The following is an 11,986-nucleotide window of genomic DNA, read 5'->3' as shown; positions in this document are numbered from 1 at the left end:
TTAAAAATGTTCACTGCTTATCCAGGTGGTAATGGCTAGCATGGCAAAAAGTAAGGCCGTAACATACCAAAAAGGCTCGCTGGCAAGATTGATAGCACTTACTGTGGTGATGAGCAGCGGCATGGATAATACAAAAGCTATGAGCATTGCAACGGCGAGCAATTTAGTTCGCTGAGACTCTTTTGCGCTAATACGTGTAAGAATATCGCTAACAAAGTTGTCATCAACAGGAGCGCTATGGTATTTGAGTAATGAGGTTAAAAAGGCATCTTGTTCGTCACTCATTGGGCTTTCCTCTATCTGGTTGTTTTTCATGGCTTAACCACCTTCATTAACCTCTGTTTACCACGATTTATATGAGATTTCACTGTACCTAACGGAAACTCGGTGATAGTTGCTATCTCTTGGTGGCTCATACCTGCACTCAATGATAGTGTCAGACAAGTGCGTTGTTCAATATCGAGAGCTTGCATTAATTGCTCGACCATAATGTCTTTGTCAATATCATACTTTGTTGACTCTATCAGGGAAAAATCAACATCAAGTTGCTCATGCCGGTGATAAGCTTTTTGCTGCGATCGTAAAAAACAATGATAGGCGATTTTATGTGCCCAAGTACTGAAACTTGCTTTACCCGAGTATGTCGCTATTTTCTGATATATTCGAATAAAGGTTTCTTGGGCAATATCATCAGCCTCTGCATGTTGTCCCGCTGTTAATCGCCGTAAAAATTGTCTGATCGGTACTTGGTACTTTTTGATCAGCGTGGCAAATGCATGTTTATCTTGATGACAAACAATACGGGCAATTAACTCGTTGTCATTAATCACGATACGCTAACGTTACTTTCGTTGTTACTCTCATGTTTTGTTTCAACTTTCCATGAAATAAACAATGCAATACCTAACATCAAAGGAAATACAGCAATCGCTAAAAATATTTTTGTATGCCCTAAAATCAGCCCTGCCAATAAACAAGCGATGCTTAGGCTGATCAGCACCAAGCTGCGTTTTAAATCGAGTATTTTGCCTTTTTTTAATGGCGTTAGGCCATTTAGTATTTCTGGCGTGATCTCACCTTCTTTTTCAAGGATCTGTCTAATAGTTGTTTGTAATTCATTTTTATTTTTATGGTTAAAGAAAACAATAGCCAATATCACAATAGTAAATGAAATGAGGATGGCAATAGGGATCCAAAGTGCGTTCATAATATTCTCTCTAGTTTGTTGAACCTATAATCTCTTAGATACATCGAGCATCGTTTTTAGATGCGCATGGTTAAATTTTTTATCTTTTTTTTATAAACTGTGAGCCAGCATAACTTAAGCTGTTCACTTTATCTGAGACTGAAAATGTGATCACTTCTCCTCTACCAGGCTCAAACGTTACTCTGATTTGATCACGTTTATCAAAGCCGGTTGCCGTTGTTTGTAATATACCGAAGCTGAGATTAAAAGTATTATTTTCATTGAGTGCTATCTTGATTTTGCCTAATGCTGGATGCATGTATTCCCCTAGGTATGCGGAGTGTTTTAAAGACAGTTTCATTGCCCGTTCATTGATTTTTTGTTGATGACGCGCAAGGGTGTAAGGGAGTGTGGCAATTTTCTGATTAAGTGCGTCAAATCGCTTTATCATTTTATTTTCAATGTCAGTGTCATTTAGCAGTTTACCGTAAATATAGTCAGCAATAATACTGGTCATCCTCGCACTTAAAAAGTCTTCGTTGTTTAGGATCACTAAGCCAATATGCTGTTTAGGGATAAACGATAGATGAGCATGTGTGCCAGCAAATCCACCAAAATGATGTAGCATTCGCTCACCTTTGTACTCTCCAGTGTACCAACCCCATGTGTAGCCATCTCGTTGAAAGTCTTGATATTGGGCAAGAGTCGTAACTTGTTGCTGATGAGAGGTTTTTATCACATCTGCTGATAGTACTTGCTGCTTGTTCAACATGCCTTGGTTGAGTTGGCTAATAATGAACTTTGCTAAATCATTTGTTGTTGAAAACATGCCGCCAGCAGCGTGCATTGTTTGATTTGTTTTTTCTAAGTACAAAGCCTTTGGCTGTGAATTGACTAGCAAAGAATACGGCTTGGCAATTGCTATCTGCTGAGCGTTAAAGTCGCTTCGCTTGGCTGATGTTCTTGTCATATTGAGTGGTTGAAATACTTGTTGCTTTAACCTGTCTTGCCATGGCTGTTGAAAATGATGATCAGCAAAAATACTAAGCATATTGTATCCCACATTGGTGTACTTAAATGTACCCACAGGAAGCTGATTGTTGACTGAGTGATGATTCACAAGGTTTTGCAAGCTTTCTGCAGTATGTAATCCACTATACGCAGTTGCCAGCACTAAGGGAATATTCTCAATACCGCTGGTGTGACTCATCAAATCTTTAATGGTAATACGGCTTTCATTAATACCGTCAATGGCCAATTTAGGAAACATTTGTGCTAGTGATAAACTTGGTGAGAGGTTATTATTTTCTATATCAATCAGAGTATTAAGTGCAAAGAATGGTTTAGTTACTGAAGCAATATAAAACGGGGTATGCTGAGAAACTTGAATTTTTTTGGCGATGTCAGCGTAACCAAAATTTGCTTGGTAAATCACTTCATTGCCTTTTATCACGGCAATGGCGGTACCCGAAGCTAAACCTGATAATTGTTTAGTCTTGGCGATATTTTTTTCCAGTATTGAAAAGTCTATATTTTCTGCCTGAATCATTGAGCAGAACAATACCAAGCTAAGTATTAGTAATCGATAAAGTGTCATAAGGTGTGATCTCATTTGTATGTTTAATGATTACTTAGAGACATTAGCCAGCAAATTTGGATGCAAAAGGGTGAATGAATATTCATTGCTACTTTGTAGGTTAACAGGCGAAAAGGCATTAACTACTGAGCATCAATATTGAGCTAAAACCTTGTTGTTATTTTTTATTTCAATACATTTAAAAAAAATTTAGCTAAAATTGTGCGCAAATAATAAATCTTGTTTCTGTTTCATAAAGTTTTGTCGCTTTTATCAAGCTGCATTGCACGGTTTTAAGCTGGTATGAACAAGATTAGCTACTAACAAAGGAATATATAGTGAATAGGTCATTCGCTTTAAACACAACTTGTTTTTTATCTGTTGTTGCTATGGTATTTAGCTCATTTGTTGCACTAGGTGAAGAGCAACCAGTATCACCAGCTGAACAAGGCACTTTTTGGGATGAAGTCATACAAAGCAGTAAAGACTTTAAATCGCAGAAGTGTCAGCCAAAAGGGATGTTTTTTAGGTGTTTATCTGGTTATGAACCTTCTTATTTTGGCTATGTTGGTCGAGATGAAAACCATATTGATGGTAGCCATTTAGAATTTAAAGTATCGATAAAATACCCATTATGGGGCAGTTTAGTGAATTTAGGGGATGAACAAAAGCCTGATAAACGCTCGCAAGCAGTCTATTTTTCTTATACTGGGCAATACGATTTTTATTTTGGTTCGCGTTATTCTGCGCCGGTGATCTCTCGGCGACAAAATCCTGGGATCTTTTATAAATATGAGTATGACTCGAGAGAAAGTGGCTATAAAAGCTTTTCATTAGGGTATTTTCACGAATCAAACGGTCAAGAAATTGATAATAAAGACATGTTTGATCGTAAGGTAACAGAGCTGCACGATAAAATTTGTCGAGATGATCCAAATGAGCAGTGCTTAACTGATCCTCGCCATCAACAGGAAGCATGGGCTATGGCGACGGATTATATCAGTCGAGGCTGGGATTATTTGGCAGCATCTACCAAATATACCATGTTTCATCGTCGTGATTTAATGGGGCGTCGGATTGCGGTACAAACTGACTTTTATTTATCAGCCCGTGCTTATTTTAATTGGCAAGGCTTAGGTTTTGTTAGCGGTAGGGAAGAAAATATTGAGTGGTTGTCAGATATCGACAAAAGAAATGATAAAGTTTATGACTATAATACGTTTCAACTGACCATTAATCGTAAATTAGACACGCGCGGTTGTGAAAAAATCGTCAATAATGACTGTAATCGGAGTCAGCAACATGCCAATGTATTAGATTATTTAGCTGATAATACCGATTGGAGTATCACCCTCATTTCTGGCAATCGACTGAATCATTTATCTTACCGGCTTGATTTTGTTCACCATATTGCAGGGCAGTTTCCGTTAAAGCTGATGTATTTTAATGGCTATGGTGAAAATATTTCTACCTATCAGAGTAAAAGTAGCTATTGGATGGTTGGCATTGATCTATGGTGATCACCTAGTTGAATGTGGCAACATCATAAGCCAATAAGGTTTTCCTTTATTGGCTTACTAGTTCAGCTGGCGGCTATTGGTTTAAAGCGGCGAGTTCAACCGTCACTTGATCAATGCCATATTTGGCAATGCGGTTGGTTAATTCGGCGCGTTTACTGGATAATAAAGATATCCCTTCAACAATTAAGTCGTATGCTTTCCATTGGCCTGTTTTTTTATTCTTGCGCATTTGAAAGGTTAAATGAACATCTGGTTTATTGGTATCGACAATCGTAGCATCAACGGATGCCATTCTATCCGTTGGTTTCACTTGGCCTTTTTCATAATTTACTTGTTGATCATTATACTGATTAAGGGCATTGGCATAAGTACGCACTAGGTAAGCTCGCATCGATTGAACAAATTTATTGCGCTGCTCTTTGGTGGTATTTTTCAAATGTTTACCTAACACCTTGTACGATGCATAGCGATAATCAATCACCGGCATCAACTCTTGCTCGACAATATCTCGCATTAATTCTGGAAACTTTGCCAATTCCTGTTGATTAGCAGCAATACGAGAAAAAAGCTTTTTGCCTGTTACATTGATGGTGTCATAGGGAGATATGTTCGGCGTAGCTGCTAGGCTGCTGATACTGATAAAGAGCAAGATTAATAAACTGAGAATGCGCATTCCATGTCCTTAGTAAGGTAAATACTGAGTGATTTTAAGATGCTGAGTATTTTACATACCGACCGAGCGGTTTGTAAATGATTTTGTGTAACAATTTATGATATGAGCTATATCAATTTGGCATAATTCGATAAATCTCACGATGCTGAAGCGAGCGGCTAAGGGTTATTTTTTCAGGTGACGAATATAGCGACAAAGCTCTGCTATGACTTTGTCGAATAACTCTTTATTTTTAGTGCTCTTGCTTAAACTGGAAGAGCCATGAAAGCATGAAACAATAAAGTAAGCGACTTGTTTAAAGTCTAAGTTCGGCTGCAAACTATCAGCAACTCGTTGTAAATTAATCGCAATTAAATGATTAAGTTGTTGTTGCATGTTTAATATTCTTAGTCTGAAACCTTCATCAACGGCGGCCATTTCTTGACAAAGATTATTTAGCGGGCAGCCACATATGACTTCATCACAACTCATTTCTTCAGACATGCTTTGAAAAAAACAACATAAACCTTCAATAGGATCTGCCGCTTCTACGGCAGGTTGCCACATGGCAAGGAACATAGGTGTATATATTTCTTCAAATACTGCGTAACCAAGTTCCATTTTATTGTCAAAATGATGATACAGTGCGCCTTTGGAAATACCGCAACGCTTTAAAATAATAGATAAACTGGTGTCTTTAAAACCGTGTTGATGGATTTCATCAGCACTGATCGCTAGTATTTTTTGGCGTGTTTGCTCTGCATCTCTCATGGTACTACCTCATTGTTCAAATTTATTGTAACCGACCAAGAGGTTTGTATCTAGTCTTGTTTGAAATTTGGGGAAGAACACACCTAATACACGGTGATAACTGGAAATGACTTCGAGCTGAAGTAGGTAAGGGGCATTAAATGCCCCTTACGTTGGTTACGCTGCTTTTTCCTGCTTAGCTACTTTTTGTTCAACTTCCTTTTTGTTCTCAATTGCCTTGGCCTGTTGGTTGATAGCAATTGATTTAGGTTTCATCGCCTCTGGTATTTCTTTTACCAAGTCTATCGTTAATAGCCCGTTGCTAAGTTCTGCATTGGTGACTTCAACATGATCAGCTAAGTTGAATTTTCGCTCAAAGGTTCGATTTGCGATACCATGATGAAGATATGTTCGATCATCCTTGGCATTTTTATCGCCACAAACCGTTAGAACGCCTTTTTCAACTTGAATATCAAGCTCATTTTGGGAAAAGCCAGCGACTGCTAAAGTGATTGCGTAACGGTTATCTTCAATTACCTCAATATTATAGGGTGGGTAACTACTAGGAGTTGTATCTGATGCTAAAGCACGATCAATTAATGAAGCTAAACCATCAAAACCAATACTACTACGGTATAAAGGGGTTAAATCAACTGAGTTCATCATATATCCTCCGATTGAAGCAACATAAAATAAAAACAATTAGAGAGGTAAGTTTCTCGATAAGACAACTTAACCTCATCATTTATATAGGGATGATAAAACTATTTCCAAGATGCTTTTTAGTTAAATTAGTAATAAGAAAAAAAAGTTTATTAATCTATAGGAATTTCAATAGATAGTGCATGTTTTACCTTGAATATTATACTAATGGAAATAAATATTTAACCATTTCCATTGGTATTAGTTTCTACGGCGAAGTAATACTTCGCCAGCATGCTCGAGTATTGTTTTCTTAATATTGCTTATCGCTAATTTTTAATAGGAAAAAGCAGGTTAATGGTTGTGCCTATACCTTGTTCACTTTGTATATCAAGCTGGCCTTTTAATGGGCCAATGATTAGGTTATTCACTATGCTTAAGCCTAACCCTGTGCCACCGACACCGCGTTTAGTGGTAAAAAACGGTTCTAAAATACGATTGACGGTTTCTTTGTCCATGCCAATACCGTTATCAGCGACTTTAAGTTGATAATTATTCTTATCGGAACTCAGCCAGATAGTGACTTTAGGCTCTGTGATTGCCGCTTGTTCGGGAAATGCATGATTGATGGCATTTGAAATAATGTTTGTTAGCACTTGAGTTAATTTTGCGGGGTAAGATCGACAGTTCATTACCTTTTCAGTTGTGTGAATAGATAAGGTGACTCCAGAGGTTTTTATTAGCGGATTGATGCTGGTTGTGACATTGGCTAGCCACTGCACTAATTCAAAATCAGTTTTTTCATCAAGGTTGTAATCAGTTGCCATTTGCTTAAAACTTGCAACAAGTTCTGCTGCTCGTTTTAAATTAAATTCGAGCGAGTGCTGTGCTTGAAATATGTCATTAAGCATTTTATCGACTTTAGCACGGCTTAATCTATTACTATGTAACATGTCATTAAGCTTTTCTAGCGAGTTCATCATGGTTGAATTACCAAGAATTGCTATGCCTAATGGTGAATTTATTTCATGCGCAACGCCCGCCACTAGTTGCCCGAGTGAAGCTAGTTTTTCTTGTTCGACGATTTGATTTTGAGTTTCGTGGAGCTTAGCTAACGCATGAGTTAACTCACTGGTACGTTCTTCGACTTTTAATTCAAGCGTGCTATTTAATTCACGCAGTTGTTTTTCTTTCTCACTTCGTTCTATTTCTGCAGAAATACGTCCAGCGAACAACTCAAATAAGTCAGAAATTACATTGGGGTATTCAATTTTATTTTTGTATAGTGCAACAATTAACCCCATGACCTTGCCACTTGAGTCATGCAGTGGGGTTCCAACATAGCCTTCGATAGCTAAATCAATCAGCATTTGATCGTTGGGAAATAAGTGCGTGATGTCTTCGGGATAGATGCAGACATCATCGTCAGTTACATTAGCGCATGGCGTATTATCAAGAGAATATTCGATGTTTTCGGCGATCTTATGTTCAGCCACTAACGAAATGGTAGAAGAAATACGGCGTGATAGATCAACTCTGGCAATAAATGTGTAATCGGCACCAATAAGCTGGTGCAGCTGCCAGGTTAAACTATTAAAAAAGTCACTGCCATAAGTGGATTTTAATTTTTTTAAAATGTCACTAATTTGAAAAGATAAGTCATTCAAGAGAATGCTCCTAGTGCTCTATGAACGATGATAATACCTAACGTTGTTAAAATATTAGCACCAATATGCCAATTGATTTTAATCTGCTTTGGTCTTGCCATGTCAGCTCGTTAACTAAGTGTAGTGCTAATCATACACTGCTTATGTTAATTAATTGAAATTAATGATTCAATAATTTGTTAAATCGAGCTGGAACCTGCAAAGTTTATTGCTATATTAGCAATCTGTGTTTATAGGTTTAGGGTGGGGATGTGTGTGATTTGAATAGAGAGTAGCGATAAGGAGTTAAAGCTATGGAAGGAGTATTGTCTCCTGCAATATTGAAGTTAAAATCGATAGCGGAAGAAGTTACTCAAGGGATAATAGTGCCAAAGAGTAATATAGTGGATGAACAGGCATGTTGGCCTGCTCATTCTATGCGTGGTTTAGCAGAAGCTGATCTATTGAGTTTACATATGCCTAAAACATTGGGGGGACATGAACAAGGCTTGCTAGCATTAGCCGTTATTGCTGAAACTATCGGTAAAGGGTGCTCATCTTCTGCTTTATGCTATGGCATGCATTGTGTTGGAAGTGCGGTGATTAATGCAAAGGCAACCCAGTATCAAACAGAGAAATATTTAAAGCCCATAGCAGATAACCAACATATCACGACATTAGCATTGTCTGAATCGGGAACAGGCGCACACTTCTATTTACCGCAAACACAATTAACTCTAGATGAAGAACATTATCAAATACATGGCTGTAAGCAATTTGTCACTAATGGTAGTCATGCAGACTCTTATGTTGTTTCTACTCAAATAGCTCAACCGGATGAAGTGCCTGGGGATTTTAATTGTGTTGTTGTTGATGGTGCTACAGAAGGTATTACTTGGCTAGAATCATGGCAAGGCTTAGGAATGCGCGGTAATTCATCACGAGGGATGGATCTTAATGGCGTTAGGATCCCTCGAAGAAATTTATTAGGTGTCGAAGGAGATCAAATTTGGTACATATTTGAAGTGGTTGCACCTTACTTTTTAACGGCGATGGCTGCAACGTATATTGGTATTGCACAAACTGCACTAGATATCACAATTGATCATTTAACTAATCGATACTACCAACACTCAGGAGAGTCACTTGCCGACATTCCCACTTTACAAAACCGAGTCGCTAAGATGCGATGCACCATAGATAAAAGTAGAGCGTTATTATATCAAGCTGCTTATAAAGGAGATACGGGAGCCCATGATGCAGCTCTAAGTATTATGATGGCGAAAGTTGATGCGGCAGACACTGTGATAGCAATAACCAATGATGCGATGACATGCTGTGGTGGCAAGGCATATGGAGAAAATAGTACCCTAGCTAGGTTATTAAGAGATGGCAGAGCGAGCCATATAATGTCACCAACATCCGATATGCTTCAAGGCTGGATTGGTCGCTCACTGCTTGGTTTGCCGTTAATCTAATGTATCTGCGAACTAAATAATGAAATCAATAGCGCTACTGATTGAACAATCAAACTGTTTGACTGAAACGTATAAAAAAACAGAAGCTCTACTCAGTACTGTTGATATTGAATTAATTCACTGCCAAGCCGGAGAGCAATTAGCCGAATTCTTTGTGGAACAACAAGCAATAAATGTCGAAGTTGCGCTTATTTTTATTGGCGTTGGGCTAACATCGACTAAAAAAATTGCTCGCCAGCTTTATGCCTTTGCACCGAAAGCACAATTATTATTTTGGTCTTATAATGCTCAGTACGCAGAACTACTGAAGCAATTGAAAGCTCCAATAGCTAGCATTGGTAGCCATTGGCAAATATTATCTTATGAGCAAGAACAGCCAAATATTGATATTAAGCTGCTATTAGCCCAAGTGAATAAACGCATTTTACACCAAGCAACGGTGAATAAAGTGAATATGGGCTTAATGCGTAATGTGTCTGTGGAAGTCTCTAAATTACAGCGATTTACTGTATCGTTATCTTTTTTGAGTAAAATGTTTGATGCCGCTCATGATGCTATTGTGGTGACGACCAATGATGGCATTATTGTGCGATGGAATATTGCGGCACAACAATTATTTGGCTTAACTAGTGAGCAGGCGATTGGCCGCAAGGTGATGGATATTAGAAAAGGTACATGGCAAACGGTTATTAGTGAAATGGTCGACAACCTCTCTAAGTCAGCACTTGAACATACCACCAGAGAAATTGATTACTATGATAAGCATCATTATACCGCCTATGCAGAAATATCCTTGTCTAAAATTGAGGACAATCATCAAGCAATTGGCTTTTTATTTATTATTCAGGATATTACAAAAAGAAAACAAACAGAGCTTGAATTACACACCTTGCGCATGGAGCTAGAGCAGTTATCTTTTGTTGATCCTCTTACGGGGATCGCCAACCGACGTAAATTTGATATGGTATTGCAAAAAGAGTGGTCGCGCGCCATTCGCAATAGCACAGAGCTTTCTTTGTTGATGATCGATGTCGATTTTTTCAAGCAATTTAATGATAATTATGGTCATCAGCGTGGCGATCAATGTTTAGTGCAAATCGCGAAACAGTTAAAAAGTGTTTCAAAGCGTGGTGAAGATTTAGTCGCACGCTATGGCGGTGAAGAGTTTGCGGTTTTATTACCAGGGATTGATCATCAGCATGCTTTAACAGTGGCTGAAGCTTGTTTAGCAAGTGTTAGTCAAATGAAAATTCCTCATTTATACTCGAAGGTCAGTCAATTGGTTTCTATTAGTATTGGTTTACATACTATGGTGCCAGAGCGTCAACAACAGTGTAATCTATTGATTGAATTAGCGGATCAATCGCTTTATAACGCGAAAAATAACGGGCGAAACCGAGTAGAAAGCTCTATTCCCTAATGTGTGTCATTGTGCATTGAAACTAATGTCAGTGAATCGCGCAAAGATAAAAATAAAATTTGCTTTATATTTAGCAAGTAAAAAAGATAAGCTTGAGCCACTTTCTGTTAAACGTTAATCAAAACCTGTGGAGCATGGATCAGATGTCGCAATCAACCGAATTTATTTATGGTTTCTATTTTGACACAGGAGAGGCAATCGCTTCACTTGATACATTGGATAAAACCAGAGGTTATTGGTTACACTTTGATTATACCTTGCCTTCTACACAAACATGGTTGACTGATCACAGCGGTTTAAGTGAGGTGGTGATCAATGCCTTGCTCAATGATGAAACTCGCCCAAGAGCGACGTCACTCAATAATGGCGCGTTAGTGTCACTTCGTGGGGTAAATCTAGCGCCCAATAGCGATCCTCAAGACATGGTATCTATTCGCCTTTGGTTCAATGACGAGAGAGTGATCAGTACGCGAAGAAGAACCTTACTTTCTACCCATGATATTGCTCAGGATTTTTATCAGGGACAGGGACCAACATCATCAACCCAGCTACTCACTCGATTAACCGAACGCCTTATTGAACGAATGAGTGAAACCATTTATGAAATTGAAGAGAGTGTTGCCGAAATTGAAGAAAATGTGTTAGCTGCTAAAAGTGAAGATTTACGCAATGAACTTGCTGATTTGAGGCGTCAGATCATCTCATTACGACGTTATCTTTCACCGCAACGTGAAGCGATGAATCAATTATTAAGTGACCGATTTAGTTTGTTTACACAGGATGAAAAAATTCATTTGCGTGAAACAACCGATAATTTGATCCGCTTTATTGAAGATTTAGATTCGATTAAAGATCGCGCTGTCGTGAGTCAGGAAGAGCTGAATAACGCTTTGGCTGAGCACATGAATAATCGCATGTATGTGTTGTCGATCGTTGCTGCTATTTTCCTGCCTTTAGGTTTTCTGACAGGTTTGCTAGGTATTAATGTTGGTGGCATTCCTGGTGCAGAAAACCCTTATGCGTTTGCAATTTTTATCGGTATTCTGATTATTGTTGTTGCGCTTCAAGTGTGGCTGTTTAAAACGAAAAAATGGTTTTAGTTTGATACTGTTTTAT

12 protein-coding genes are annotated in these 11,986 nt (G+C 38.3%); 4 read left to right on the top strand and 8 right to left on the bottom strand.

All coding sequences use genetic code 11. The features are described from left to right. The 4 genes from IV514_RS07520 to IV514_RS07505 form a co-directional block, all read right to left on the bottom strand. A complete protein-coding gene (locus tag IV514_RS07520) occupies positions 1–315 on the bottom strand; it encodes a hypothetical protein (RefSeq protein ID WP_206484339.1) in 315 nt (104 codons plus the stop codon). Then, positions 312–830: a sigma-70 family RNA polymerase sigma factor gene (locus tag IV514_RS07515; RefSeq protein WP_206484338.1), complete on the bottom strand. Its 519-nt coding sequence runs from the start codon at positions 828–830 to the stop codon at positions 312–314. The genes IV514_RS07520 and IV514_RS07515 overlap by 4 nt, the downstream gene beginning before the upstream one ends. Then, positions 827–1,207, bottom strand: a complete 381-nt coding sequence (locus IV514_RS07510; protein ID WP_206484337.1) for a DUF6249 domain-containing protein — start codon at positions 1,205–1,207, stop codon at positions 827–829. The genes IV514_RS07515 and IV514_RS07510 overlap by 4 nt, the downstream gene beginning before the upstream one ends. A gap of 79 nt (positions 1,208–1,286) precedes the next feature. Further along, the gene (locus IV514_RS07505) at positions 1,287–2,735 is read right to left on the bottom strand and encodes a serine hydrolase (protein WP_206484336.1); all 1,449 of its coding nucleotides are present in this window, start codon (positions 2,733–2,735) and stop codon (positions 1,287–1,289) included. A 365-nt stretch (positions 2,736–3,100) separates the two neighbouring features. Here IV514_RS07505 and IV514_RS07500 point away from each other — a divergent pair, with 365 nt between their 5' ends. Beyond that, a complete protein-coding gene (locus tag IV514_RS07500; RefSeq protein ID WP_206484335.1) occupies positions 3,101–4,282 on the top strand; it encodes a phospholipase A in 1,182 nt (393 codons plus the stop codon). 73 nt (positions 4,283–4,355) lie between these two features. On the opposite strand, the gene IV514_RS07495 is transcribed toward IV514_RS07500, so the two are convergent. The 4 genes from IV514_RS07495 to IV514_RS07480 form a co-directional block, all read right to left on the bottom strand. After that, positions 4,356–4,955, bottom strand: coding sequence for an ABC transporter substrate-binding protein (locus IV514_RS07495; protein ID WP_206484334.1), 600 nt, complete (start codon positions 4,953–4,955; stop codon positions 4,356–4,358). 165 nt (positions 4,956–5,120) lie between these two features. Further along, the gene (locus IV514_RS07490) at positions 5,121–5,705 is read right to left on the bottom strand and encodes a TetR/AcrR family transcriptional regulator (protein ID WP_206484333.1); all 585 of its coding nucleotides are present in this window, start codon (positions 5,703–5,705) and stop codon (positions 5,121–5,123) included. 156 nt (positions 5,706–5,861) lie between these two features. Then, the gene (locus tag IV514_RS07485) at positions 5,862–6,347 is read right to left on the bottom strand and encodes an Hsp20 family protein (RefSeq protein ID WP_206485277.1); all 486 of its coding nucleotides are present in this window, start codon (positions 6,345–6,347) and stop codon (positions 5,862–5,864) included. A gap of 308 nt (positions 6,348–6,655) precedes the next feature. After that, entirely contained in the window at positions 6,656–7,993 is a 1,338-nt protein-coding gene (locus tag IV514_RS07480) for an ATP-binding protein (RefSeq protein WP_241242246.1), read from the bottom strand. Positions 7,994–8,286: 293 nt separating this feature from the next. On the opposite strand from IV514_RS07480, the gene IV514_RS07475 reads away from it, so the two are divergent. The 3 genes from IV514_RS07475 (at position 8,287) to IV514_RS07465 (ending at position 11,970) form a co-directional block, all read left to right on the top strand. Then, on the top strand, positions 8,287–9,450 hold the full coding sequence (locus IV514_RS07475) for an acyl-CoA dehydrogenase family protein (RefSeq protein WP_206484332.1): 1,164 nt from the start codon (positions 8,287–8,289) through the stop codon (positions 9,448–9,450). 19 nt (positions 9,451–9,469) lie between these two features. Then, a complete protein-coding gene (locus IV514_RS07470; protein ID WP_206484331.1) occupies positions 9,470–10,870 on the top strand; it encodes a sensor domain-containing diguanylate cyclase in 1,401 nt (466 codons plus the stop codon). Between the two features lie 143 nt (positions 10,871–11,013). After that, positions 11,014–11,970, top strand: a complete 957-nt coding sequence (locus IV514_RS07465; RefSeq protein WP_206484330.1) for a zinc transporter ZntB — start codon at positions 11,014–11,016, stop codon at positions 11,968–11,970. Positions 11,971–11,986: the final 16 nt, after the last annotated feature.

Source organism: Thalassotalea sp. G2M2-11, assembly GCF_017168195.1.
Classification (GTDB): domain Bacteria; phylum Pseudomonadota; class Gammaproteobacteria; order Enterobacterales; family Alteromonadaceae; genus Thalassotalea_E.
This window is presented reverse-complemented; position numbering and strand designations above follow the sequence as displayed.